General features: G+C 39.2%; 28 protein-coding genes and 2 pseudogenes. 2 read left to right on the forward strand and 28 right to left on the reverse strand.

Annotated features, from left to right (window positions below; genetic code table 11):
• Positions 1–61 precede the first annotated feature (61 nt).
• From scpB to ACYTR8_RS00785, 11 genes are all read right to left on the reverse strand, one after another.
• Positions 62–625 carry an SMC-Scp complex subunit ScpB gene (scpB, locus tag ACYTR8_RS00735; protein ID WP_111715453.1) on the reverse strand — a complete coding sequence of 188 codons (564 nt, stop codon included), beginning with the start codon at positions 623–625 and terminating at the stop codon, positions 62–64.
• Positions 622–1,329: a segregation/condensation protein A gene (locus tag ACYTR8_RS00740; RefSeq protein WP_111715450.1), complete on the reverse strand. Its 708-nt coding sequence runs from the start codon at positions 1,327–1,329 to the stop codon at positions 622–624. The genes scpB and ACYTR8_RS00740 overlap by 4 nt, the downstream gene beginning before the upstream one ends.
• Positions 1,329–2,075 carry a site-specific tyrosine recombinase XerD gene (gene xerD, locus ACYTR8_RS00745; RefSeq protein WP_065358858.1) on the reverse strand — a complete coding sequence of 249 codons (747 nt, stop codon included), beginning with the start codon at positions 2,073–2,075 and terminating at the stop codon, positions 1,329–1,331. The genes ACYTR8_RS00740 and xerD overlap by 1 nt, the downstream gene beginning before the upstream one ends.
• Positions 2,072–2,533 carry a cyclic-di-AMP-binding protein CbpB gene (cbpB, locus tag ACYTR8_RS00750; protein ID WP_003061373.1) on the reverse strand — a complete coding sequence of 154 codons (462 nt, stop codon included), beginning with the start codon at positions 2,531–2,533 and terminating at the stop codon, positions 2,072–2,074. Before cbpB ends, xerD begins: the two co-directional genes overlap by 4 nt.
• The gene (locus ACYTR8_RS00755) at positions 2,530–3,051 is read right to left on the reverse strand and encodes a metallophosphoesterase (RefSeq protein ID WP_479641490.1); all 522 of its coding nucleotides are present in this window, start codon (positions 3,049–3,051) and stop codon (positions 2,530–2,532) included. Before ACYTR8_RS00755 ends, cbpB begins: the two co-directional genes overlap by 4 nt.
• Positions 3,030–4,016, reverse strand: a complete 987-nt coding sequence (locus ACYTR8_RS00760) for a nucleoside-triphosphate diphosphatase (RefSeq protein ID WP_479641491.1) — start codon at positions 4,014–4,016, stop codon at positions 3,030–3,032. The genes ACYTR8_RS00755 and ACYTR8_RS00760 overlap by 22 nt, the downstream gene beginning before the upstream one ends.
• A complete protein-coding gene (gene racE / locus ACYTR8_RS00765) occupies positions 4,013–4,807 on the reverse strand; it encodes a glutamate racemase (protein ID WP_003049772.1) in 795 nt (264 codons plus the stop codon). Before racE ends, ACYTR8_RS00760 begins: the two co-directional genes overlap by 4 nt.
• A 179-nt stretch (positions 4,808–4,986) precedes the next feature.
• Positions 4,987–5,229, reverse strand: coding sequence for a YneF family protein (locus ACYTR8_RS00770; RefSeq protein WP_003049770.1), 243 nt, complete (start codon positions 5,227–5,229; stop codon positions 4,987–4,989).
• 526 nt (positions 5,230–5,755) lie between these two features.
• A complete protein-coding gene (locus ACYTR8_RS00775; RefSeq protein ID WP_003059008.1) occupies positions 5,756–6,445 on the reverse strand; it encodes a Bax inhibitor-1/YccA family protein in 690 nt (229 codons plus the stop codon).
• Between the two features lie 14 nt (positions 6,446–6,459).
• Positions 6,460–6,960, reverse strand: coding sequence for an HD domain-containing protein (locus ACYTR8_RS00780; protein WP_003049766.1), 501 nt, complete (start codon positions 6,958–6,960; stop codon positions 6,460–6,462).
• Between the two features lie 38 nt (positions 6,961–6,998).
• Positions 6,999–7,736: a TrmH family RNA methyltransferase gene (locus tag ACYTR8_RS00785; RefSeq protein ID WP_269760876.1), complete on the reverse strand. Its 738-nt coding sequence runs from the start codon at positions 7,734–7,736 to the stop codon at positions 6,999–7,001.
• 262 nt (positions 7,737–7,998) lie between these two features.
• Between ACYTR8_RS00785 and ACYTR8_RS00790 the strand changes: the two genes are divergently transcribed.
• The gene (locus ACYTR8_RS00790; protein ID WP_111715433.1) at positions 7,999–8,277 is read left to right on the forward strand and encodes an acylphosphatase; all 279 of its coding nucleotides are present in this window, start codon (positions 7,999–8,001) and stop codon (positions 8,275–8,277) included.
• Positions 8,278–8,359: 82 nt separating this feature from the next.
• Entirely contained in the window at positions 8,360–9,283 is a 924-nt protein-coding gene (gene yidC / locus ACYTR8_RS00795) for a membrane protein insertase YidC (RefSeq protein ID WP_003062080.1), read from the forward strand.
• 209 nt (positions 9,284–9,492) lie between these two features.
• On the opposite strand, the gene greA is transcribed toward yidC, so the two are convergent.
• The 17 genes and pseudogenes from greA to ACYTR8_RS00880 all read right to left on the reverse strand — a co-directional run bounded on the left by greA (position 9,493) and on the right by ACYTR8_RS00880 (position 26,730).
• A complete protein-coding gene (gene greA / locus ACYTR8_RS00800; RefSeq protein ID WP_003046783.1) occupies positions 9,493–9,975 on the reverse strand; it encodes a transcription elongation factor GreA in 483 nt (160 codons plus the stop codon).
• Positions 9,976–10,047: 72 nt separating this feature from the next.
• Positions 10,048–11,220: pseudogene (gene mltG, locus ACYTR8_RS00805) on the reverse strand (endolytic transglycosylase MltG); the annotation flags it as partial.
• A gap of 239 nt (positions 11,221–11,459) precedes the next feature.
• Positions 11,460–11,661, reverse strand: a pseudogene (locus ACYTR8_RS00810) (endolytic transglycosylase MltG); the annotation flags it as partial.
• A gap of 111 nt (positions 11,662–11,772) precedes the next feature.
• Complete coding sequence (locus ACYTR8_RS00815; RefSeq protein WP_443597450.1) at positions 11,773–12,255, reverse strand: GNAT family N-acetyltransferase; 483 nt, start codon at positions 12,253–12,255, stop codon at positions 11,773–11,775.
• A 46-nt stretch (positions 12,256–12,301) separates the two neighbouring features.
• Entirely contained in the window at positions 12,302–13,633 is a 1,332-nt protein-coding gene (gene murC, locus ACYTR8_RS00820) for a UDP-N-acetylmuramate--L-alanine ligase (protein ID WP_111715426.1), read from the reverse strand.
• Positions 13,634–13,676: 43 nt separating this feature from the next.
• Positions 13,677–14,282 carry a divisome accessory protein ZapJ gene (gene zapJ, locus ACYTR8_RS00825; RefSeq protein ID WP_479641492.1) on the reverse strand — a complete coding sequence of 202 codons (606 nt, stop codon included), beginning with the start codon at positions 14,280–14,282 and terminating at the stop codon, positions 13,677–13,679.
• A 240-nt stretch (positions 14,283–14,522) separates the two neighbouring features.
• Positions 14,523–17,615: a pilus expression-regulating Snf2 family helicase gene (locus tag ACYTR8_RS00830; protein WP_479641493.1), complete on the reverse strand. Its 3,093-nt coding sequence runs from the start codon at positions 17,613–17,615 to the stop codon at positions 14,523–14,525.
• Positions 17,603–17,743, reverse strand: a complete 141-nt coding sequence (locus ACYTR8_RS00835; protein ID WP_003062082.1) for a hypothetical protein — start codon at positions 17,741–17,743, stop codon at positions 17,603–17,605. The genes ACYTR8_RS00830 and ACYTR8_RS00835 overlap by 13 nt, the downstream gene beginning before the upstream one ends.
• A 94-nt stretch (positions 17,744–17,837) precedes the next feature.
• Positions 17,838–19,148: a ribosome biogenesis GTPase Der gene (gene der / locus ACYTR8_RS00840; RefSeq protein WP_443597684.1), complete on the reverse strand. Its 1,311-nt coding sequence runs from the start codon at positions 19,146–19,148 to the stop codon at positions 17,838–17,840.
• 62 nt (positions 19,149–19,210) lie between these two features.
• Positions 19,211–20,113: a primosomal protein DnaI gene (gene dnaI / locus ACYTR8_RS00845; RefSeq protein WP_479641494.1), complete on the reverse strand. Its 903-nt coding sequence runs from the start codon at positions 20,111–20,113 to the stop codon at positions 19,211–19,213.
• Complete coding sequence (locus tag ACYTR8_RS00850) at positions 20,114–21,292, reverse strand: DnaD domain protein (RefSeq protein ID WP_111715260.1); 1,179 nt, start codon at positions 21,290–21,292, stop codon at positions 20,114–20,116. It lies immediately after the preceding gene.
• The gene (nrdR, locus tag ACYTR8_RS00855; protein ID WP_003049740.1) at positions 21,276–21,770 is read right to left on the reverse strand and encodes a transcriptional regulator NrdR; all 495 of its coding nucleotides are present in this window, start codon (positions 21,768–21,770) and stop codon (positions 21,276–21,278) included. Before nrdR ends, ACYTR8_RS00850 begins: the two co-directional genes overlap by 17 nt.
• A gap of 204 nt (positions 21,771–21,974) precedes the next feature.
• A complete protein-coding gene (locus ACYTR8_RS00860; protein ID WP_479641495.1) occupies positions 21,975–23,474 on the reverse strand; it encodes a HAMP domain-containing sensor histidine kinase in 1,500 nt (499 codons plus the stop codon).
• Positions 23,475–23,479: 5 nt separating this feature from the next.
• Positions 23,480–24,166, reverse strand: coding sequence for a two-component system response regulator CovR/CsrR (gene covR / locus ACYTR8_RS00865; protein ID WP_003049736.1), 687 nt, complete (start codon positions 24,164–24,166; stop codon positions 23,480–23,482).
• Positions 24,167–24,435: 269 nt separating this feature from the next.
• Entirely contained in the window at positions 24,436–24,969 is a 534-nt protein-coding gene (locus ACYTR8_RS00870) for a YceD family protein (RefSeq protein WP_111715253.1), read from the reverse strand.
• A gap of 265 nt (positions 24,970–25,234) precedes the next feature.
• Entirely contained in the window at positions 25,235–26,128 is an 894-nt protein-coding gene (gene htpX / locus ACYTR8_RS00875) for a zinc metalloprotease HtpX (RefSeq protein ID WP_479641496.1), read from the reverse strand.
• A gap of 44 nt (positions 26,129–26,172) precedes the next feature.
• Positions 26,173–26,730 carry a LemA family protein gene (locus tag ACYTR8_RS00880; protein WP_111715248.1) on the reverse strand — a complete coding sequence of 186 codons (558 nt, stop codon included), beginning with the start codon at positions 26,728–26,730 and terminating at the stop codon, positions 26,173–26,175.
• Between the last annotated feature and the right edge of the window lie 10 nt (positions 26,731–26,740).

Below are 26,740 nucleotides of genomic sequence, written 5' to 3' on the forward strand. Positions count from 1 at the left end.
CTTGGGTAAGCCAAAGTCATGTCCCTCTTTTTAAATGCCAAGGAACTCGAGTGAGACCTAGTCAGTCATTCTCAGTCTCCTGTTTGAAAAGAGCACTTTCTTCATCGGCTAATTCGATAGCTGACACATCCACTAACTGGTCCAGATGATTAATTCCCATATAATCAAGAAAATAATCTGTCGTGGCATACAAGCGAGGACGGCCAATCACTTCTTTCTTTCCAGCTTCTTTTATGAGTTCAAAAGCTAATAACTTGGTTAAGGCACCACTTGAATTGACCCCTCGAATATCATCAATCTCTATCCGAGTAATAGGTTGCTTGTAAGCAATGATAGATAATACTTCTAAACTGGCACGAGATAAACTTTGATTGATAGGAGCCTTAGCATAATCTCGTAAAAGATCAGCAAAAATTTCCTTGGTCACCAGTTTATAAGTATTTGATGATTCCATTAAGCAAAGGCTAGAGTCTGAATCAGATTCATATTTTTGAGAGAGCTTTTCCAATTGTTGTTGTAAAGCTGTTGGAGTCAAGGAGAGCATGGTTGCCAACTGCCTTAGGCTCAATCCTTCTTCACCTGCAACAAATAGCAATGCTTCTATCTGTGACAAATAGCTCTTCATGGCATCTCCTTTCTCAAAATAATCTGACCAAAATTTGTGGCTTGTTCTACAATAACTAAGTGCATCTTGATTAATTCCAAGCTGGCTAGAAATAAGGTAATCACTTCGTTTAGGGACTGGCAATCGTCAAAGATAGCAGATAGGCTAACCACCTTATCCTTCTCCAGCCGTTTTTCAATCGACACCATCATGTCCTCAATTCGATAATCATCACGTTCAATCACCGTATGGTTATTTTTAAAGGCTTCTCGTTTAGCCGTCATGATTTTGGAAAAAGCAAGAAATAAATCCATCACGGTTTTGTCTTCTTGCAAAACAGCATCTTCAAAAATCAATTCTTGCTTGGGCTTTGAATAATATTTGGCCCGACGATTGTGCAGCTCAGCTAATTCCTGGCTAAGAGCTTTAAAACGACTATATTCTTCAATTTTATCCAGCAAGTCTTGCTCTAGATTGTCATCGTCTTGAGGTTCTTCGACAATTTTGGGAAGAAGACGTCTGCTTTTAATGAGCATTAATTGGCTTGCCATCAGCATGTATTCGCCAGCAACCTCTAATTTCATAGCCTGCAAGGTTTCAATGTAGGCAAGGTACTGTTCAATGACTTCTACAATCGGTACCTCGTAAATATCAACCTTGTACTTGGACACCAAATGCAGCAGTAAATCTAGAGGTCCTTCAAAATCTTTAACTTTTATATCCATTATGATTTGTAATATTTTTCTAAAGTCGCTGGGCTTTTCAATCCTAGAAACTGACTAAGCTCCATGATTGATTTTCCTCTCGACTTTTCCTTCAAAATAAACTGCTCCCGTAATTTTTGTGCGGTTAATTCCTTATACCCTATGCTTTCGAGAAATCCTTTTAGTTGGTTAAAAAACCACTGCCTTGAAAAAGCTTGACCTTGGTGTTCAAAGAGGTATCTCTTTTTACCATTTCGTTGTCTTTCTAAGAACGGGATAAGCTGGTGAGATAACGGCAATACACGAACACCTTTTGCTGTCTGTAACCTCAACACTTGGAAGGTTAAATCGAGATTCGCCACCTCAATACAGGCTAAATCACTCGGCGTCAATCCTAGTTCTAGCATCAACAAAGCGATTAACTGGCCCGCTGCCAATGGAGTATCTTGGTAAAAACAGTCCCGATCAATTAGAGCAAGGTCTTGTTTGTTAGCTGTCGGAATCTTTGTTCGGTCCGTTATTCTAAAATAATGGCTCAAATGATTTTCCTGATACAAGTAATACAAAAACTGATTAACCGTAGATATCTTTCGTTTTTTAGCGGATGGGCTAATTGCCGATAAACTGTTTTGATAAAGGGACAATTTGTCCTGACTAATACGTTCCCCAACAACTTGAGAAAACTGCTGCAAATCGTATTGGTAAGCCTTTTGACTATTTAAAGATAAGGTTTTACTCGCAATAAAAGCTTCAATATAGGTTATCATTTTTTAGTAATGGTATAATCGTCTGTAAAATCATGCAGAAGGCTGTTGACTGCTTTTAAAATCGATTTTCGAGTGATAATACCGACAAAGCGCTCTTCTTGATCTACAACTGGCAAGAAAGGATAATCAACTAACTTATGCATGATTTCCGTTAAACTAGAAGTAATACTAATGGTTTCGATTTTTGTATTAACCATCTCTCCGATATCCGTTTGACGCATCTCCCAGTCAGTCAACTGTCCTTGAGCTTGATAAGTCATGATATCAGAGATGCTGATCGTTCCCACATATTTTTTCTCCCGCGTAATCACCGGAACTCTTGAAAACCCGTTGCTAACTAAGAGTAGCATCACATGGTCTGCATTATGCGTGTTAATAAAAATGGCTAAATCTTCCGCTGGAATGAGGTAGCTATCCAAATGACTCATTAAAAACGTTTCAAATTCTTTTGCAATCATCGTTTAAATTCCTTAGACAGTAATGGGTAAATCTCATGTTGTCGGGTAAAATAGTTGACCCTAATAGTAGTATCTGTTACGTCAATACGGGCATATAGTTTTTCATTGACCTCACCACGAGGTTGTGAAACAGATCCAGGGTTAACAAAAATCGTTTTCTCAACTTGCCAGGCTGCTGGACGGTGTAGGTGACCATATAGGCAGAAATCTGCCTCTGCTTCTTGAGCAAAATAGTCCAATTTATCCCACGTAAAATTAATGTGGTACAAATGTCCGTGTGTCTGAGCAATGGTAAGATTATCTAGTTGTGTGACGAGATCATCTGGGTAACCAGCGTCGTAATCACAGTTTCCTCCAACCACATAAATCCCATCCCAAATAGGGTCCGAACTTTTCAATTCAGAATCCCCATTATGGAAAATAGCATCAACTTGACCAAGATACTTATCTTTAATGGCTTGAACGATGTCTCGATCGCCATGAGAATCACTCATTACTATAATTGTTTTGCTTGCCATATTGGAAAGACCTCCATTAATTTTCGAACAGCTTGACCTCGATGAGACAGGTGATTCTTTTCATCAGCCTCTAATTCTGCTGCATGACGTCCTGTCTCTCCTACAATAAAGAGAGGATCATAGCCAAAGCCGTTGTCTCCCTTCGGTTGTGTAGCAATGTAGCCTGGCCATTCAGCTTCAACAACCAAGCTATCTTTATCGGGAGCAGCTACTACCAACGTTGTATGGAATTGTGCTGAACGGTCCTTTTTATCAAAAACCATTGCTAACTCGTGTAATAATTTAGCATTGTTGCTATCATCAGTGGCATCTGGTCCTGAGAAACGCGCAGACCAAACCCCAGGTAAGCCACCCAAAGCATCTACTTTTAATCCCGAATCATCTGCCAAAACCATCTTCCCTGTTAAGCGTGAAATGGTTTCCGCCTTCAAGCGGGCATTTTCTTCAAAAGTGACACCCGTTTCTGCTACATCTGGCAATTCAGGATAATCGTTGAGATTTTCTACACGATACCCGAGGTCTCCAAACAAACGACGAAATTCTTTGGTTTTCCCCTCATTTCTGGTGGCAATTAAAAGAGTGTCCCCAAAACCATCCGTACTGGAAGCAAAAAACGCATCTGTTGACACACCACCTTCTGGGAGATAAACAGCAAGTAGTTGCCCATTTTCCGTTAACAGAATCGTGCCTGCATGGGGAATCACCTTAATCTCACGCTGGGTTTCTTGGTTAATCATATCGATAATAAAGGTGATGAGAGACAAAGGAGACTGGTACCGCACCACTGAAACATCATAACCTTTAGGATTTTCCCAGTCTAACGTTGCGGCAATACCATCTAAAAGATCATCTATTCTTTTAATGATTTCACGGTCTATTCCCCACCCCGTAATCATATTATGACCGGTCATCTTCCCGATAAACCAATTGGTCTCATCTTTGTATTCATAAATTTTCTCACTCATAAGGTCACATGCTCCACATCTATTTTTTGGTTTAACCATACTGAGGCAATCTCTTGAAAGATTTCAGGACTTGCCGTTGTGTAAAAATGGTGTTTCACCTTTTCTTGACAGCGACTACCATTAATTTCAAAGTAGTTTAAAAGAACAGAAATATCCCGAACACATTCTGCCCCGCTATCGATCAACTTGACCGACGGCCCCATAACGTTTTGAATAATCGGACGAAGCAGAGGATAATGCGTACAGCCTAGAACGAGCGTGTCAATTTTACCCACCAAGGGCGTCAAACTTTCATAGACGACTTTTTTAGCGACGCTAGAACGTATTTCATTAGACTCGACAATGGGGACAAATTTAGGACAAGCTAGGCTAGTCACCTCTACTGTTGGTGCTAGTAATTGAATTTTTTGACGGTAAATGTCCGAAGCTATTGTCATCGGTGTTCCAATCACACCAACCTGACCTTTGGTTGTCGATTTGATTGCTGCACTCGATCCAGGTAAAATCACACCTAAAACAGGAATGTCCAAAGCTTCTTTGACCTCTTCCCAAGCTACTGCTGTTGCTGTATTACAAGCAAAAACAATCATTTTCACATTTTTGGTCAGCAAAAAACGGACAAGATCCCATGTGTATTCTCTAATTTGCTCAGCAGGTCTTGGACCATAAGGGGCCCTAGCTGAATCACCAATATATACCACTTTTTCATGAGGAAGTTGCCGCATCAACTCACGAACTACGGTCAAACCTCCCACACCAGAATCTAAAAAACCAATTGGTCTTGTATCCATCACTACTACTTTCTTATTGACAACATGAAAAACTCAGTTGGTAATAGCCAACTGAGTTCCTTTTTAAACCCTGAACAGTTGACAACCCTAACTGACAAGACATGTTCTAACGAACATTGAAAATCAAAGACTGTTCACTCTTAACGATACTAACAAGGTTCCTTTATAGCAACTATTTCTTATTTTTTACCCTTAGCAACGGCTGCTTTTGATTGTTTCACAATATTACGGTAAGTTTGTTGGATTTTTGCTTCACTTGGTTTTTGCCCCATCTGGCTCATCATTTCACGAATAGCCTCTGGTGTTAAACGTGGGTGTTCACCAATTTCTTTTTCAATCTGTTTACGGGCAATAAAAATCCCACCAAAAACACCTACCCCAAGGGCAACAATAAGTAATAAAATCCAAATAGTTGTTGACATATCTATCTATATTCTCCTCGTTTTTAATCTTTTATAGTATACCAAAAAAAGGAAGAGTTTACAAATTAAGACATAGGCTTTTCACGACTTTCTCTTGCTTTTTTTACAAGCATCATCTCAACTAACGCAACCTTTTTCATAGAAGTCCTGTTATCTGATGACTCATATAGAAAGTAGACAAAAGGGAGCGTTGAACCCTCTCTTCAGGTTGTAGACAAAGAACCTCTAAGAGGATTTGTTTACCATGTCATCAAAAAATAGTATCACTTTTTACATTGTTTTAGTCGTAGGCAAGCGAAATGAGCCCAAGCTCTATACTTTACGACGTAGCAAAAACGCCAGAAACATAACATTTCTGGCGTTCAGAGATTTTGAGACTTAGGCTCAACTCTAGGTATGAAATCCCGTAGGGAGTTGCTACCGTCCGTGCTACCTAAGTCAAGTATCATGAAAAATAATAACTGTGAAGCAAGCAGACTTTTTCTTCAATCTGAAAAGAGAGTGTTAAACATTTTCTTTTTCAACCTTAATCATTTCGTCCAAAAAGACGAAGAAGACTAATGAATAAGTTAATAAAGTCTAGATATAGACTAAGGGCCATAGCTACCGCCCAGCCATCTCCAACCTGACCATTTGTCGCTTGATAAACACGTTTAATCATTTGATTGTCTGATGCGATGAGACCTGAGAAAATTAGCACGGAAATAATACTAATGACATAACTCATCATCCCACTGCCAATAAAGAGATTAATCAGACTAGCTACAATAATCCCAATCAAAGCAGCAAACATAGCCTTCCTTAGACCGGTCATATCACGTTTGGTTTTCACACCAAGCACTGACATTGCAAAGAAAACAACAGCAGAGGAAACAAAGGCTTGAAATACAGTTGTTTGTGTGTAAATAGCAATAATAAAACTAAGCGTGAAACCGTTTAAGGCAGAATAAATGAGAAAAAGAGGCAAGGCAGCTGGTGTATTTTTACGAGCAGCACCACTTGCCACAAAAACCAAAATTAACTCAATAATCACAGCCCCATAGTAGACCATGGGTTGATTAGCAATGATAGATACGAGGTTGTCTCTAAAAGGGTAGAGCATCAAATAAGAAACAAAGGCTGACAGGCCAATTCCCATACCTACCAGACTATAAATCTTTGCAAAAAATTGATTTAGACCCGCATCGGATTGCGTGTAAATGACATGATCGTTCATAAAATCTCCTTTACTTAGCGATTGTGACTTTGAAGTGTCTTACGACGTAAAAACCGTCGATTCGTCCATTTTTGCCTCAAGGGGGTTGCGGCCTCCTTAACAGCCCAATATTTATCGACCAGAGTCACAATATAGCTTTCTTTATAGCGTGGAAAAGCGACCGTTGCTCCCCACATGTGTTTTAAAATAATATCTTCTTCTTTTTTATTGAGTTCTGTCAATTTTTTCGCGTTTCGTACAGCAATACGCGGATGAACCCAGGCATGACCTTTGTTGAACTTGGTCACGCGCCAATCATAATAAAAGAAGTCATGGAGTAATCCCCCTCTGGCAGTGCTTTTAGCATCCCAGCCAAATCGTTTAGCCAACTTATAACTTGAATAAGAAACGTTTATAGAATGTTCTAGACGTGTCGAATGGTGGTGCTGAACAATACCATCTAATTTTTGGAAGCGAGGATGAGCAATCAAATGACCAACATGTTCCATGTATTCTTTATCTTCTGTATAATGCATATTTTAATCACCTCACACTTCCATTATAGCATATTAGCTTAAATGAAGCTGAAAATGAGGATTCCTGCCGCTACAGCAACATTTAAACTTTCTGCCTGACCTGGCATTGTGATGTGAACCAATTGATCAGCTAAGATTGTCATTTCAGCACTAATGCCCTGCCCTTCATTACCCATGACCAATGCAAAACTCTCTTGGTGTGGAACTGTTTTGTAGTCAACAGAGACTTTTGATAGTGTCGTCGCTAAAACCTGGGTGTTATGTTCTTGCATTTCCCGACAAATTTTGTAGATATCTGTCCGCCAAATGGGAAGATGAAAGTGACTTCCTTGCATAGAACGTAGAGTCTTTGAATTGTAAACATCTGCTGATTTTTCTGAAAGAAACACCCCATCAAATCCGGCAGCGTCTGCTGTACGAATGATGGTACCTAGATTACCTGGGTCCTGAACATCTTCTAAAATCAAGTATTTCCCTTGGTAGTCTGTTGGAAAGGCTAACTGGGGCATGTCGACCTCAGCGATAATCCCTTGAGGGCTGGGGGAGTCTGTTAATTCTTTTAATACGTCTGCACTAACAAGAACCACTTTTTCTTGATCAGCGACACGCTCAGCCAATTCTTCTAGAACAAAAATATGTCGAAAACCTTGACCAGATTGTTGAGCTTCTTCAAAAAGGTGCCATCCTTCAATTAAATAGGAGTGCTGGCGATGCTTTTTCTGCAGTAATTTTTTCGTTTGTTTAATCAGTTGATTTGCTTTTGATGTAATAACCATGCGCCTATTATATCATACACGTCAATATTTTAAAGCACTAACTTGCTAGATAATCAAGCTTTGGTCAGTTCAATGTTTTAGATTTAAAAGACTATCTTCTGATACGATGTTTAAAATATAGGCCAATCTCATTTACGGTTAGCCCTGCCGACTATCTCGTTTATGTCTTCTTGTCTTTAGTAAAAGTGATAGAAAGTAGGCAATTGGCTGAAGGGATTTCCTGTTAAGCATGTGGTATAATAAAGCCAAGGAGGGACTGCTGATGAAAAAAGTTCGCTTACTGGTCTCTGGACGTGTACAAGGTGTTGGTTTTCGATACGCTACCTATACTTTAGCTCTAGACATGGGAGATATTTATGGCCGTGTTTGGAATAATAGCGATGGGACCGTTGAAATTCTGGCTCAATCAAAAGATTCCGATAAAATAGCCAAATTTATTCAAGAAGTCCGCAAAGGACCATCCAAATGGGCAAAAGTCACTTATGTAGATGTTACCATGGCTAATTTTGAAGACTTTCAGGACTTTCGAATAAGCAATTAAAAATCGGACTTCAGAACTATTGTGAATTTCTGAAAAAAACAGTAAAATAGATAAGTATATTAAAAATTAGAGGATAAACACATTGAAACTAAAATTAAATCGCATCCTCTTTTCAGGACTAGCTCTGTCAATTCTATTCACTTTGACAGGCTGTGTGGGAAGAGACGCTCACGGAAATCCCAAAGGTATGATTTGGGAATTTCTTGGAAAACCCATGTCATATTTTATTGATTACTTTGCAAACAATGCCGGACTAGGTTATGGACTTGCTATTATCATTGTTACCATTGTTGTGAGAACGCTTATCTTACCTCTGGGACTTTACCAATCTTGGAAAGCAAGTTATCAATCTGAGAAAATGGCCTTCTTGAAACCCGTTTTTGAACCAATCAATAAGCGTATCAAACAGGCAAGTAGCCAAGAGGAAAAAATGGCTGCCCAAACAGAATTAATGGCTGCTCAGCGTGCCCATGGGATTAATCCTCTTGGAGGTATCGGGTGTTTACCTCTTCTCATCCAGATGCCATTCTTCTCTGCCATGTACTTTGCCGCTCAATACACTAAAGGGGTATCGACAAGCACCTTTATGGGCATTGACCTTGGTAGCCGTAGTTTAGTGTTAACAGCAATTATCGCTGCTCTTTACTTCTTCCAATCATGGTTGTCAATGATGGCCGTTTCAGAAGAACAACGCGAGCAAATGAAGGCGATGATGTACACCATGCCTATCATGATGATAGTCATGTCCTTCTCCCTTCCTGCAGGTGTTGGTCTTTACTGGCTAGTTGGTGGTTTCTTTAGTATCATTCAACAGTTAATCACCACTTACATCTTGAAACCTCGATTGCATAAACAAATCGAAGAAGAATACGCTAAAAACCCGCCTAAGGCATACCAATCAACTTCTTCTCGTAAGGATGTTACTCCTTCACAAAACATGGAACAAGCTATTTTGCCTAAAAAAACAAAATCAAACCGTAACGCTGGAAAACAACGAAAACGTTAACTAGAATAACTAAAAAAGGCTAGACCTAAATGGTCCTAGCCTTTTGATTTGCTATTCGTTAATACCAGAAAGACATCAGAAAATCGCTAGTTTACCTGATATCAATGCTATTACTTAACCCCATTGTCAGACCACCTCATAAGACTGTACAAAAAAAGCCATTAGCGACCAAAACACATAGTGGTTAGGCAAATAATGACTTCATCTGATTAATTTGTTTTTTCAACGCTGATGATTTCAACATCATAAGTAGCTGCTGGTGATTCAATTCTAACCTTATCACCTGTTTTTTTACCAATTAAGGCTTGTGCAATCGGACTTTCATTGGAAATTTTACCTGAGAAAATATCTGCTCCTGCAGCACCAACGATGTGGTAAGTGTCTTTGTCTGTCGTACCAACTTCTTGAACCACAACAGTTTTACCAATAGCAACTTCATCTTTTGCTACTGCATCACTATCAATGATCTCAGCGTAACGGATTTTTGTTTCCAAAGTTGAAATTTGACCTTCCACAAAAGCTTGTTCATCTTTAGCAGCATCATACTCAGAGTTTTCAGAAAGATCTCCATATGAACGAGCAATTTTAATGCGTTCCACAACTTCTGGGCGACGAACAAGTTTTAATTCTTCTAATTCTTTTTCAAGTTGTTCTTTTTCAGTTAGGGTCATTGGATAGGTTTTTTCAGCCATAATCGTTCTCTTTTCTTTTTCTTTTTAACTAATCAGAAATACAAACATGATGCCTAGGCATCATGTTTGTATTTACTGAATTTGACTATTTACATATTTCTCAACATTTGCGGAATGCTCTTCAAATGTTTTTGCGTAGTAGACTTCACCAGTATGGACATTGGCCACAAAGTATAAATAATCCGTTGAAGCGGGGTTTATCGTTGCTTCAATAGCAGAAAGACCTGAGCTATCAACCGGACCAGGCATCAATCCTGTATTGGTATAAATATTATAAGGAGAATTGATGGTTGTGTCAATAGCAGCGTCTTCAGCTAAAGTTGTTTTTTGACCAAGTTTTCCCATAGCATATAAGATTGCAATATTTGACTGCAAGGCCATCCCATTATTAAGTCGATTGTAAAAGACACTTGCAATTTGACGTCGATCATCGTCGGTGGAACCTTCTTTTTCAACTAAAGAAGCCAAGGTTAAAACATCATTAACTGACTTGCCACTTGCAGCGATTTGATCGTAATAAGGTGCTAAAGTAGCATCTGTAGCTGCTAACATGTCATCAATAAGACTCTCTAATGTGGTTTCTTCGTAATAATTATAAGTTGCAGGGAAAAGGTATCCCTCCAAGCGGTAAACAGCTGCTTCCTTTGTTGGAATACTTCCCAATAATCTTGGGTATTTCTTGACCATTTTTTGAATAAAAGTCTCATCTGCCACTAAATTCAAGAAATCTTTTTCATGAAATGGAGTTTTAGCTTTTTGGTCTTTTCCTTTGCTATTGTGTTCAACAGCTTTGGCAATTTGCTTGATGGTATATCCTTCTGGGATAAGGATTTTGCCTAGCGCGGGTTTGGTCGGCTCTGCTGTTCCACCTTCTTGTAAAGCTTTAGCAATTTCTTCTAAACTCATGTTTTTTTGCAAATTATAATAACCGCTTTGGAAATTGGTAAAGTTTTTGAATTTCGTATAAAAACTAAAGACGGTGCTATTTTTAATCAAGCCTTCTTTTTGGAGAATCTGTCCAATTAATTTATTACCAGATCCTGAAGGAATCTCAACTTGAACAAACTCCTTACTGTTTTTATCAACAGGGTTAAGGGCGCTATAAACATACACCGTTCCTGCTAAACCGACAGCTAAAAGAGCAATGATAATGGAACTAATCAAAATGGTTGAAATCTTTTTCGCCATGCGATCTGTCTGTTGGCGTTTATTTACTGTTCGTCTCACTGCTTCGCCTTTCTCAGTTCTTACTTCCTCCTGAGTCATATCAGAAAAAGCGTCTTGTCTACCGACTTCTTCTCGACTTGTTTCCATATCTGCTGCAGATGCAGGTGGATTCTCTGTTTCCAGATTCTTATCAACAGTTTCATTATTAGCCTCTGTTGATTCTGGTATACTTTGATGCTCAGGGTATGTGAGAGAGGGGTCACCAGCTAACTGATCATCTGATTGGGGATTCCCTGTCGCTGTCGCTGTCGCTTTTTTCAAATAATCCTGTCTCTTATACTCAGCATAAAGCTGGGCTGTACGCCGAGCAGCTTCTTTTGCCTCTTGTTCTTTTTGAAAAAGCTCTTCTTCTTTTTCTTTTCTGATTTGATTTGCTTTTTCCAACTCAGCAAGAATCTGCTCTTTAAAGCTTCGTTGCTGGTTTTTGTAGTCATCTTCCTTAAAATCGGTCAAAGCCAATCCTCCTAAATATAATCAACCGCCATTATAACTTAAAAGCCTTATAAATGCAATTAAATCACGCGTTTGTTACTTATTCTTAACAAATAATGACCGATGATGACATGACTTTTAAGGGTGCCAAAACATTTGATACCAAATAGCTCCACCATGCTCTGATTCTGAGAGACCTTGATTATGAAACCCATTCATCTCGTAGTAAGGGATAAGGTAATCATGACAAGTCAAAATAATACCATCTCTACGCTGAGCTACTGCGAGATCTTTCATTGCTGCCAAAAGAGCGATCCCAATTCCTTGTTGTTGGAAAGCCTTATCAATCGAAAGGCTAGTGATGGCAATATAGCCACCACTTACAGGATTGCTTTTAACATGATGAAAAAGATGATCTTCCAAAATAGGCTTAGCCATAACTGGTCCTTCGATGTAACCAACAATTTTTTGATCAATAAGAGCCACTAAAAAAGTATCGGGAATAAGGCGAATTCGTTCTCCAATAGCTTCCTTTGTCGCCGCTTCTTGTGGTGAAAAATTATCACGTTCAATAGCAGCAATAGTCTCCCAATCAGCTTCTTGGACCTGTCTAATAAGCATCAAAACCTCCTTTAGGACGATAAAACCTGCCTAGGGCAGGAATTGTTTATTGATTATTTTTGGTTAAGTTTGCCAATAATTCTTCAAAAGACCGTTCGTACAACTGGATATCTCCAGCTCCCATAAAGACATAAACCGCATTGTCATGGTCAAGAAGAGGCGATACATTATCCACAGTAACGATCTTAGCAGGCTTAGTCAGCTTAGCAGCTAAATCTTCGACCTTGACCTCTCCTTTATCCACTTCACGAGCAGAGCCGTAAATCTGTGCTAAATAGACGCTATCCGCCTCGTTCAAGGCCAAGGCAAAGTCATCCAAGAGAGCAATAGTTCGCGTAAAGGTATGCGGCTGAAAAATGGCTACAATCTCTTTATTTGGGTATTTTTGTCTCGCAGCATCAATGGTCGCAACAATTTCTGTCGGATGGTGAGCAAAATCATCAATGATAATCGTCTCATTAATTAATTTCTCAGTAAAGCGACGTTTGACCCCTGAGAAAGTTTTCAGGTGTTCTGCCACAAGTTCCATATCGATACCAGCAACAAATAGATTAGCAATCACTGCCGTTGCATTCAAGATATTATGACGACCATAAGCCGGCACATGGAACCGACCAATAATTTGACCATCATGTTTCACTGTAAAATCAGAGCCATGGGTGGTGCGAGCAATATCAGATGCCACAAAGTCATTCCCCTCTTCAAAACCGTAGTAATAAATCGGAGCGTTAGCTGTGATTTTCTTTAATTCCTGATCTTCACCGTAGACAAACAAGGCTTTCTTAACCTGTTTGGCATAATCATTAAAGGCGCTTCGCACATCATCAATCCCTGTAAAATAGTCAGGATGATCAAAATCAATATTGGTAATGATGGAATATTCTGGATGATAAGGCATGAAATGACGCTCATATTCATCTGATTCGAAAACGAAATATTGTGCATTGGCTGAACCACGGCCAGTGCCATCTCCAATCAAGTAGGAAGTATCCGTAATATTCTTTAAGACATGGGACAATAATCCTGTGGTTGACGTCTTCCCGTGAGCACCTGCCACACCAAAACTAATAAACTGCTTCATAAAGTCTCCTAAAAACTCATGATAGCGTTTGAATGGAATCTCATGTTGGATAGCATAGGCAACTTCATTGTTATTATCTTCACGGAAGGCATTTCCTGCGATAAGTTCCATATCTTCGGTAATGTTATCTTCGCTAAAAGGAAGAATCGTGATTCCAGCTTGTTCTAAGCCTCGCTGGGTAAAATAATATTTTTCAACATCACTCCCTTGAACCTTATGTCCCATTTGATGCAACATAAGAGCTAGGGCACTCATTCCAGATCCCTTAATTCCAATAAAATGATAGGTTTTTGACATCTTAACTCCTTTGTAATCCTACTTGCGCCTGATAAAAATCCCCTTATTCAAGGTCTTTGAATCGGCTTAGGTTAAGCTCTTGCGCAATTGTTTTTTCACGTTGTTCTCTAGTTTCTTTGTTATTATAAATTTGGCTACGCTTCAAAAAATCGTAATTATTCTTCTTTGCTGAACCTTGATGTGATGAATTGTCAGGCTCTTTATACTCCCGAGGAAGCTCTGCTAAAATATAATCTTCTTGATGCAGTTTTTCGGTAAAGCGACTCATCTCAGTTTCAGGTCTCTGTTTAGGCAGAACTGATTCAGCAGGACGTTTTGTCTTTGGCACTTGCTTAGGAACATAAGTCATCTCTTTGGCAAGATAAGCCTGTCTTTTTTCCTTAAGATCTTGTTTTGCCTTTTTGCGTGCCTCTTTGGCATAGCTACGACCTTCGTTGATGGTTTGAAGACGCTGATGAGAAGAAGAGCTTTGATGAGACATGATTTGGTCTGCAAATTGGTAATTTTTTGTGACATCATCATAATCCTTGTCTTGATAATAGCCATGGATATTAGTGATGAGGTCTTCGTTCTCGTATAAAGCCATCTGCTTGGCTGTATCAATAATCGGAACACCATCTGCAACCAGAGGAAATTGAGTATTTGTCATCCTTTTTCTGCTTCTCCCTTCATGTAGCATTCCCTATTATAGCGTAATTACTCTTATTTTTCAAAGTATTCCTATAGAATTCTACTTGAATAAAACACTTGAGTCGTACGTCAAGAGACGACATCGTGTGCTTTTTCCCTTACTTGTTACTAGTTTCACTAGACGAAAGTAGTTCTTGTCATCAATTTTGACTCTCGACATCGAAAAAGTCAGTTTCTTTAGCGAAACTGACCAACATCTCTAGATTTCTAAACCTAGAATCTCTTTAATTTCTTCAATAGACATACTTGCACGGCTTTCATTCCCATCCAAGACAGTTGTTACCAGATTGCGTTTGCTTTCTTGTAATTCTAAAATCTTTTCTTCAATAGTACCCCGAGTGATTAGGCGGTAAACTTCTACGTTATCTTCTTGCCCAATCCGGTGTGCGCGGCTAATAGCTTGCATTTCAACGGCAGGATTCCACCATAGGTCAATTAACACCACTGTGTCTGCTCCTGTTAAATTGAGTCCAACCCCTCCTGCTTTAAGAGAAATCAAAAAGGCATCTTTAGAACCGTTATTAAAGGCTCTTGTCATTTCTTGGCGCTCATTAGCAGGGGTTGATCCTGTCATTTGGTAGGCCGTGAGACCTAAAGCATCCATCTCCTGCTTAGCTAAGTCCAACATTCCCCTAAATTGAGAGAAAATCAAGGCGCGGTGCCCGTTTTCCTTGATTTGTAGTAACAAAGTTCGCAAACTCTCTAACTTACCACTTTCCCCATCGTAGTCCATAAAGAGACTTGGAGTATCACAAATCTGCCTCAATCGCGTAATCCCTGACAAAATTTCAATTTTACGACGGTTAATATCTGCATCGCTGGCAGTTCGAATCTGATCCTGCATTTGCCTTAGCTGTGCTAAGTAGATTGCTTTTTGGCTATCCGTCATTTCATTTGGATAAGTCATTTCAATCAGGTTAGGTAATTCTGGTAAGACGTCTTCTTTTTTACGACGCATAATAAAGGGCTTGATATATCGCGATACCTGCTTGGCCGTCATTTTTAAAAACTCTTTTTTAGCAGGAAGAAGACCTGGTAAAACAATTTGAAAAATGGACCAAATTTCCAGCAATTTATTTTCAATCGGTGTCCCTGATAAAGCAAAGCAATTTTTGGCATTAAAAGCACGCAAACATTTCGCAATTTTTGTCTGAGCATTCTTAATCACTTGCGCTTCATCCAAAATCAAATAATCGTACTCGAAGGCTTGATAAGTCTCAAAGTCTTGTCTAAAAGAAGAATAGCTTGTAATCGTAATCTGGTGGCCTTCTTCAATAAGGTGATCTCTGACTTGCTTCAAGCCATAGGAAACCACAACGTCTAGCTGAGGAGTGAATTTTTGGCATTCATCCAACCAATTATAAATAAGGCTTGAAGGCGATAGAATCAATACTTTACTATCGGGTTTCAGCTGACTAGATAAGAAAGCTATGGTTTGTAAGGTTTTTCCAAGTCCCATATCATCGGCTAAGATGCCTCCAAATCCATAATGGTCTAACATCGATAACCACTGAATCCCTTGTCTTTGGTAATCTCTTACCTGAGCTTGTACCGATAGCGGTTTGATAGCAAACGTTTCCGGATGTTGCAAATGATGCACCAATTCTTCTAACTCTTTCGAAAGGTGTACTGAAGACATCCCTTCAAAAAGTTGTGACACTTGTAAGGCAGCAATGCCATCCAGTTGCATATGCCCATTTTTGAGATGTTTTGCCCTTAATTCTTGTAAACTGTGACTAGCCTTTTGCGTCTCCTCATCAAAAACAACGAGCTGCCCCGATTGGCTCACGAAATAAGAATTATTTTGAAAAAGGGCAGTTAGGGCATCATCGATATCATCTTCCACGATTGTCGAAAAATCAAAGGAAATATCCAATAATCCTCCCTTGCGCTCAATAGCAATCTGAGGCCTTTCCTTAGACCTTAGTCCTTCTAATGATGAACTTAACACTACTGTCCCTATACGTTCAACATATGGAACCATTTCCGTGAAAAAGGCATAAAGTTCTGCTTTACTAGATAACCGTTTTTTAGAATAAAACTGCGGGGAAAAGCCAAAGGCCCTCAAAGAACGATTGATTTTCTCTTCTTTTTTGTAGTTACTAGCAAAGGGAAGCTGATCCAAAGTTGCCTTATCAGCCACCTGGTAATGCCCGTAGTCGAAGAGCAGTTGACAACTTATTTCATCCTGTCCAACTAAGTCAAACTGGAAAGTCACGTCAAAATCACGAATGGTAAAACTCTTAGGAGCCTCTACACTTCCAATTTGCTTAAACTCTAATAAACTAGCAGCCAGTTTAGCCTGGTCATCTAAGTCAAAATGAATGTGTTTTGCCAAATCAGCATCAATTGGTAGACTACGAATAGCTTGAACCATTTTAGCTTGTTTTAAAGATAGGTGATAGAAAGTATCTTGGTAAAGCAGATAAGCATTGTCGAAAAAATATTGCACATTTTTTTCGGTAATTTGCAACTCAATCGATTGTCGATGCACTTCTACCTTAAAGTGGTAAAGCCCTGCTTCTGCATCTAAAGGACGAACAAACAGATGATGATAGGTTTGAGAAGGTCCCTCAAAACTGAAATCGTAAAGACCTGTTAGTAGGTGGATACCTTCCTCAAAAAAGCCACTAGGTAGGCGTAAATGCCTTCCATGATTAGGAAAGACATTATCTTGCTCCCCTTTATCTGTATCAGAAGACAACCGCCATAAAAAGTCGATTAATTCTTGACTTGGCTGATCAAATTGTAACCAAGACAGCTGTTCAAAATAGTTTTTACCAATCTGATAAAACCCTTCCTTTTTGACCAATTGCAAAAAGCCTTTGATGTCTCGAATCACATAAGAACGGTCATCTGGCAAACGGTTAATTTTCAAACTCCACCAGTAATCTGACGAAAAAGGACTACGACTTCCTAAGGCTGATAAGCGGTATTTAATGGTATCATCGTCGTTCATTGCTAGACTATCCAAAAAGAGACTTCCAAAAGAGGTCATTTTTTGCGTTTCTGCCTTATGTTCGGTTTGATCACTCAGTTGCTCTGAAAATCGTTTGCCTTCCTCATCATTTTTTAAAAAGTACTCCACTGCTGCAATATGTTTACAATACTGTCTCGCCTCAAACACATCACATTGGCAAGTTACGTCCTCATCATCAGCCCCATATTGAACGTGATAGGGCCCTACTTCAGCTTGTAGAAGTCCCTCATGATCATCTAGTATTCTGACTAAACCTTGTTCATAGAGCTCTATACCTTCATTCCGTATCCGTCCTGGAATTAATCTAGCCATATCCATCCCACCTTTTTGCTTATCTTTTCATTATAACAAAAATCAAATGAGATTTCTTGGAAAAATCCTTTTTCTTGTTTTCTTTGTTTGATGCTAAAGACTCTTTCCCTACCTCTAAAAAGCATCATAAAAAGGATTGCCTCCTGTGACATACAGACGACAATCCTTATCAGTGACTGATAATGTCTTTTTAAAATTACTATTTTAACAGAGGACCGTTCCTTATTTCCGTTTGCGTGCAATCAGATGAATCGGTGTTCCCTCGAAGGTAAAGGCTGCACGAATTTGATTTTCCAAGAAACGTAGGTAAGAGAAGTGCATCAATTCTTCCTCATTAACAAAAATCACAAATGTTGGCGGCTTGACCGCAACTTGTGTCGCATAGAAAATCTTCAAGCGTTTCCCTTTATCGGTTGGTGTTGGGTTAATAGCAACAGCGTCCATAATAACGTCATTAAGGACAGCAGATGGGATACGTTTATTCTGACTGTCACTAATACGCTTAATCAATTCTGGTAGTTTATTCAAGCGCTGCTTTGTCAAAGCTGACACAAAAATGATTGGAGCATAAGCCAAAAATTGGAATTGATCCCGAATATCCGCTTCCCATTGGGAGACCGTGTGGTTATCTTTGTCAATGGTATCCCATTTGTTAACGACAATAATCATTCCTTTACCAGCTTCGTGTGCAAAACCAGCAATTCGCTTATCGTATTCACGGATTCCCTCTTCAGCATTGATAACCATCAAGACCACATCAGAGCGGTCAATGGCACGCATCGCTCGCATGACAGAATATTTCTCTGTATTTTCGTAAATCTTGCCAGATTTGCGCATTCCAGCAGTATCGATCATGGTGAATTCTTGACCGTCGGCATCAGTAAAATACGTGTCAATGGCATCACGTGTTGTCCCTGCGACAGGACTAGCAATAACGCGATCCTCACCTAAAATAGCATTAATCAAGCTAGATTTCCCAACATTAGGACGACCGATTAAACTGAAGCGGATAATATCATCATTTTCTTCGACTTCTTCTACTGGTAAGTTTTCAACGATGGCATCCAAGACATCCCCTGTTCCGATCCCGTGAACAGAAGAAACTGGATAAGGATCACCCAAACCAAGTGAATAAAAATCATAAATATCATTACGCATTTCAGGATTATCAACCTTATTAACGGCTAAAATGACTGGGGTATTGGTTCGATACAGAATTTTAGACACATATTCGTCAGCGTCGGTCACCCCTTCTTTACCAGAAACGACAAAGACAATAACGTCCGCTTCCTCCATAGCAATTTGAGCCTGGTGCTTGATTTGTTCCATAAACGGGGCATCAACATCATCAATACCACCTGTATCAATCAATGAGAACTGGCGATTAAGCCATTCTCCAGTAGCATAAATACGATCTCGAGTAACGCCTTCGACATCTTCCACAATTGAAATACGCTCTCCAGCAATTCGATTAAATAAGGTGGACTTGCCCACATTTGGACGGCCCACAATGGCAACGGTAGGTAAAACCATGATTCTCCTTTTCTTTCTCTCACTAATACACTTGTCTATTCTTCTTGATTGTTATCCCAAACTTAACGGCGATTAACTCCTTCTAAATGAAACTCCCTAGCCAAATAGTGGACACGTTCCATCACCCGTTTAGCTTGCCAAGTCTCGTCGTTTCCTTTAATAGTCGCCCATTTACGCTCCAAATCTGCAAAGCTATAATTGGACGTAAAGAAAGTCGGTAAATCTTCTAACATGCGGTACTGCAAAATCACCTGCAACACCTCATCACGGACCCAAGAAGTGGCTTGCTCTGCACCAATATCATCTAAAATGAGCACCGGCACATTCTTCACCGCATCAATTTCTTCTTTAACAGAGCCATTTGAAATGGCATTTTTAACATCAATGGCAAAGCTCGGAAAATGCAAAAGAGTGGTTGAGACACCTTTTTTCTCAGACAATTCATGAGCCATAGCAGCCAACAAGTAGGACTTGCCAATCCCCATGTCCCCATATAGGTACAATCCTTTTTGCTCTAATGATGGGTATTGTTCCACAAAATCCAAAATAGCCGAGAAGGCTTCCATACGACTAGCGTTATTAACATCAATATCCGACAAATGAATATGGCGATAAGACTTTGGCAAACTGACCAGTTGAATCCGTTCTGAGATAGCGGCCTGTTTTTGAGCCTCTACCAATTCTTTGGTTTCCAAATAAGAGACATCAGCATAACCTTCATTCATGGCTAGAATAGGTTGGTATCCCTTAGCAATATAAGAATCATCCTTGAGCTGATATTTCTGACGTTCTACCAAAAATTGATTAAATTTAGACAAACTCAGATTAATTTGTTCTTGTGACAGATGGTGTCGGCTGATAAAATCAGCCACTTCAGGATCTGCCAAAATGGTCTGAATCAATTGGTCGCTATTAACACGACTGTTTTGACCCAATTTTGCCATGGTATCTCCAATCTTTTCCATCTAGTCACCACCCTTTCTAAGGTTTTCTAGTCGCTTCAAAGCTGCCTGCTTGAATTCATCTAGTTTAGCTTGTTCTTCTTGGCTTGTCGTTTCCTGATAATTAGGATTGCTCCACTTAGGAACATTTGTTTGTTGACTTGTTTTTGGTTTTGCCTGCCGACTGCCTTGACGATCTGTAAATGCTCGTAAGGCTAACATAGCCTCTTCGGCTGTTGATACCTGCTGGTAGGAAAAATCATTGGCAATCTTCATCAGATAACTTTTCTGTAAGTTAGCCGACTTGGTCTTATTAAAGGTATAGAGGACCATGACATTAATCACATCATCAAGAAAAGACATTTTAGCCAAAGTCTGCAACAAGGTTTTTTCATCTTTAGTGACCGTTGCTCGTCTCGCTTTTTTAATCTTCTCCAAGAAAATAAGCGAACTGTCTTGCTTAGCCTCCCGTAAAATGACCTGCTCTGCTTGAGAAAAAGTATCATTACTTGGCTCTTTAGCAGCCTGTTGTTTCTTGGCCAGCAAGCGCTTAGGTTGAATTTTCCCATTAACAGCCGTCGCCTTAGCCAGTTGGTAGGTATCAAACCAATTCATTTCGTATTGTTCTGAAATACTATAAAGACTAATCACATCTTTTTGGCTATCTTCAAATTGGAGGCCATCCCTAGTCATCAATTGTTGGAAACTATCTAGATCAAACGTTTTTCGAGCACTTTGAGAGGTTTTAGGAGATAGGCCATCGGTGCCAAAAACATCCGAAAACCGCTTAGAAATATTTCTCGCCTGGTTAGGAATAGCTAATTGTAATTCAGACACTGCTGATTCTCCAATTTTTTGTTCGAGTAAGCGAGAGTAGACAGGTTCTTTTAAAAATGCTTCATGTCCTAGTGGCTGCTGCAATTTGATCAAATAGGCGTCCGGAAGCTGATATAAAACCACCAAGTCCATTGCTGTTAGCATAACCATAGCATCTTCGAAACGTTTCATACCAAACTGTAAATGGTTTAAAACACCGCTAAATTTGTGGGCTCTAGCCCCATCATCAAAAAAATGAAGAAAATATTGGTAAACCGCAGTTGCGTCACTTCCAATAATAGGGAAATACAACTGAATTAGGCTTGTCGCATCACAGGAAACTTTGTTGCGTTTAAGATAGGTAAAGGTATCAATGGGTTTCATCATTTAAACTACTTTTCTTTTTTCCTCGCACACGAGTGGTAATTTGTTGCAATAATTCTTCAATTTCATCAACATCTTTAAAACTCTTATAGACGCTGGCAAAACGAACATAAGTGATTTCATCGAGTTCTGCCAATTCATCCATCACTAAATTACCGATAATAGTACTTGACACTTCATTTTCATAAGTTGTACGAACGGTTCGCTCGATACGCGAAATTAAGTTCTCAATATCCGTACTTGAGACTGGGCGTTTCTGGGCGCTTTGAACAACGCCATTCAAAATCTTATCTCGTGAAAATTGCTCTCTTGTGCCATCCTTTTTTATGACTAACAAAGGGAGTTCTTCAACACGTTCAAATGTTGTAAAACGAGTATGGCATTTTTCACATTCTCGTCGACGGCGGATGGTATTGCCATCTTCAGCTTGTCTACTATCGACAACACTTGATTTATTATAATTACATTTTGGACAACGCACGCAAACACCCCAATTCTATCAAATTAATCTAGTACTCTATTCTATCATATTTTCAAGGATAACAAAAGGATATGTCAGGGAATCTGGCTAAGGGAAATTGTTTCAAATGAGGTAGCAAAATCCAGAAAAAAGAACAGCCCTTGAACCTACCATCTTGTGGTAACGTCCACTGCCATTCTTTTTTCATTATAATTGATCATCAATTCACTGGCTATCTTTCGAAACCGCTAGTGGAATGTGTAAAATAAAGACAGATCCCTGATTCAATTCACTTTCAACTTCCATCTGTAAGTGGTAGCCATCCACAATCTGTTTGAGGATAGACAAGCCTATGCCTAAACCAGCCTGAGTACTGGTTCGATTACGAGATTGATCTGTCCGATAAAAGCGTTCAAAGATGTGTTTAATATCTTCTTTAGAAATCCCTTCTCCCTTATCTTGGACTCTAACAATAGCTTCTTGCTTATCGTTCACCTTAAGATCAATCGAGATTTTCTTATCTTGACGAGAATATTTAACCGCATTGTCAATCAGAATCATCAAGGCCTGTTCAAAATGATTTTTATAAATACGCGCCACAGTTTCGTTATTTTCTGAGTGCCATGTAAATTCAAAATCTTCCCTCAACACACGGAAGTTTCCAATGACTGTCTCAATAGAATTTTCTAAAACCGTGGTGTCATTTTGATGCCCTTCAAAGGACCCTTGCACCCGAATCATATCCAGCATATCGTTAATCATAATTGCCATCCGATCCGCCTCGTGCGCAGTAGCCGTCAAACTTTCTTCGAGAATATCACTATCATCTTTGCCCCAGCGTTGCAAGAGACCAATGTGCCCCTTAATAATAGCAACCGGCGTCCGTAACTCATGACTAACATCACTAATAAAGCGAGATTGCAGCTTGGTATGCGTTTCGACCTTATCCAGCATGTTATCAAAAATAACCGACAGTTCTTCAATTTCATCCCCTGACGAAATGTCAGAACGTAAGTTTAAATTGTTAGGATTTTCGGAAATATTGCGCATCACTTCATGCAAATTATGCAACGGCTTCAAAAAACGTCGAGTGGCAATTAAAATAATCAAATAGGCCAGATTTGTGCCAAATAGTTCCACCATAAGCAACCAAAAGAGTAAGCGGGCCCTAATCACGTAATAATTTCCCAAATCATGAAAAACTTGAACATACCCTACAAATTTTCCTGTTCGATTGGAATAAACTTTTTGTGTCATGGAAAAGCCACGATACTGATCTTCAATGTGATCATGAAAAACTTTACCGATAGGACCTCTCAAACCAGGAGAAGCTTCCTCATTGTCTGTGGTAAAAATCATCTGCTTGTCCACATTATAGACGTAAATGTCCTGATTGGCATCAAGGGTATTGGTAATATCCCGCTCACTTCGAATCACACGACTCCCATTTCGGTCATTAATTCTAAGGTGTGTCTTATCATTTTTATACAAAACTTCTGCTAAGTTCTCTAATGTAAAATTAGAGTCCACCTCAGAAAGACGAACTCTAACAATATTTACGGCTTGAAAAACCGATTGCCTTTCCTTTTTCAACAAGAAATAATTAGTTGAACTGTAGGCAATCAGTGTAAAAATAGAGAAAATGCAGAAAAAGAGAACAAAAAAGATATTCGATAAACGTTTTGGTAACGATTTTTTATATTTCTTCTGTTTCTGCTTTACCATCTTACTTATTTCTCACGAATAACATAGCCCATACCGCGAACGGTTTGGATATAAGACTCCTTACCTGGAATATCGATTTTGCCGCGAAGGTAACGAATATAAACATCCACTACATTTGTTTCAACAGCTTCATCGTATTTCCAAACATTTGACAATAACTCTTCACGTGTCATGACACGATTCATATTAGTCATCAAAATGCTAAGCAAATCATATTCACGTTTCGTCAAAGAGATTTCATCATCTCCTCTGTTAACTGAACGGTTTTGTGGGTTCAAGACCAAATCACGGTAAATTCCTTGACTAGGGGTTTTCTTCTCAGATTCGATATCTTGGCGACGGAAAATGGCACGGATACGAGCCAATAACTCTTCAATAGCAAATGGCTTCACAATGTAATCATCCGCTCCACGGTCTAATCCCGCAACCACATCCATAATCGAATCACGCGCAGTCATCATCATGATGTAAGTTGTTTTTTCAGTTTGTAAGCGACGAGTCACTTCAAAACCATCCATTTCAGGAAGCATTAGGTCAAGGAGGATCAAGTCAAAATCCTTTTCTAAGGCAGTTTCCAAACCTTCGCGACCATTTACTTCAACAGTTACTTCATAACCTTCATGTTGCAATTCGAGTGAAACGAACCGTGCAAGGTTCTTTTCATCTTCAATAATTAAAATTTTCTTTGTCATTTACACCAACCCTTATCCTCTCAGACTTTCTTTCTCTCCCAGAAAGAAGGCCACGAGGTCAATCTAATTTTTTCATCTTTGAGAGCCAAGTCTCAAATGGTTACTTATTATCACTTAATGAGTACGAAAGTTTCTGATAATATCACCTTCTTCACTCCTGTGCGGCCGATAAAAGGCCTTTACAAACGAGCAACTACATTCTCTAAAGAGTATATCAAAGAATAATCCTTTTTTCAAATAAAAATTACAGACATCTTTAATATTCAGTTTTATTCATCAAACAATCCTTGGAGGCTTGCAAAAGGATTATTTTCTTTTTGTTTTTCCTCTTTTAAAGATTGATATTGATCCTCAGTCAGAACGGTCCAGTCCTTACCTGTTGGTAATTCTTGAGATTGTTTTTCTTCCTCAGTCAATACCTGTAAAGGGATCGCAAGCAAGATATTGTCCACAACGCTTTCGTCAAGATCGATGTTGTCTTCCTCTAAGACCAAAACTAACTGATTATCAACCATATCTTGTTTACCTGCTACATCTGTGGCTTCAATAAACAATTCCTGAACGTCTTGAACTTCTTTTAAGCTGACAGGAGTCATCGATCGACTTGAAGGCAAGGTCACCTCATAGCTTAGCTGATAATGTAACAAGTACAAACCAGCATCATAGTGCACATCTCCCACAACCCTAACGTCTTTAAGATCCAGAATTTGTGGGTTGCGTTCCAATAATTTTTCTTTAACGTCGCACACTTGGTCAAAATGAAGACCGTCTGGACGTTTTCTGATTTCAGAAAGAATTAACATCATTTTCTCCTAATAAAATTCTAATCTATTTTTACTATTATATCAGGTATTTGTCAATAGTTATATGACAATTTTCTTACATTTTTTAACCTTAACATCTGATAATCCTCAAAATAAAGGATTCTCCTCTCCTTCTAAGCTTTTCTACAATCATTTGGATCAAAAATAGGTTAAGGGAGCCCTGTTTTCTTAGAATAACCTTCTTTTTTCTGAATATTAAAAAGCAAAAACGAAAGAAAATGAGGCTTGAGCTAGCCTCAAGCCCTCACATGTGTTGTAATCGCTCAATCCTCTCTTCAATGGGAGGATGAGTACTAAATAATGAACTGAAACTACCTTTTTTGCGGGGCTCGTTAATGTACAAGGCCGCACTAGCATCATCAACAGGGTATTTTACCGGCTGAGATTGTTTCAATTTTTCAAGAGCCCTTATCATCCCTTGGGGATTTCTAATCAGTTCAACTGAACTCGCATCTGCCAAATACTCTCTTTGGCGAGAGATCGCTAACTGAACCAAACTCGCTACTAACGGCGCTAAAACGAGAGACAACAACGACAGGAGCAACAAGATGATGCCTAAGCCTTCATCATTATTGTTACTACGTTTACGCGAACCACCCCCATACCAAAGTGCCCGCCCCCCAATACTTGAAATGAGCGTTACCGCACTGGCTAAGGCAACCGCAATCGTTGAAATACGAATATCATAATTACGGATATGACTAACTTCGTGCCCAATAACCCCTTCAAGTTCCTCACGATTCATCACTTGAAGTAAGCCTGTGGTTGCTGCTACGGCTGCATTTTTAGGACTAGACCCTGTGGCAAAAGCATTTAAAGAAGGGTCTTCAATAATAAAGACTCTTGGCATAGGAATCTGTGCTACCATAGCCATATCTTCTACAATATGATAAAAATCTGGAGCTTCTGACTCGCTAATTTCTCGAGCAGAATTCATGCTCATCACAAGAGTTGTAGACTGAAAAATCATGCTAACCGCATAAATCGCACCTATAATAAGGGCCAGAGTCACGCCTATCACATAATTGTCCACCAGGAGGTAACCTGCGGAAGCTCCAATAAGAGCTAGCAGAAGGAAGAAGACAACTAACAACAAAACGGTACGTTGCTTGTTTTGTGAAATCTGTTGGTAAAGCATGCTACTCCCTTCTCTTACGATGATTTGTCGTTTCTTGCTGAAGCTTAAAAGGTAAAGCCTACTTTAGGCACCTCTTTTTCAGCTTCAGGTGTTTGCAAGAATTCACTTGGTTTAAAGCCGAATAGTTTACCTGCGATGTTGCTTGGGAAAGATTCTAATTTCAAGTTATAATTAGAAGTTGTTGAATTGTATAGTTGACGAGAATATGAGATTTTATTTTCCGTATTAGTCAACTCTTCTTGCAATTTCAAAAAGTTTTCATTGGCTTTTAAGTCTGGGTAATTCTCAGCGACCGCGAATAAATGGGTCACCTGTTTACTCAATTCATTAGAAGCTGCCATGGTTTCTTGAGGGGTTGAGGCATTAGCAACACGCGCACGCAAATCAGTGATTTTTTCAAATGTTTTTTGCTCGTAGTTAGCATAACCTTTAACAGTCTCAATAAGATTTGGAATCAAGTCATTACGACGTTTCAACTGCACATCAATTTGACTCCAAGCTTCTTTGGTATGCATTCGAGATTTGACTAGGCTATTGTAACTTACCATCAACCATAGAGCAAGCAACCCTAAAACGACTAAGATAATCAAAACTGTTGGCATAGTATGTCTC

The sequence above is a fragment of the Streptococcus sp. F2 genome (assembly GCF_056500955.1).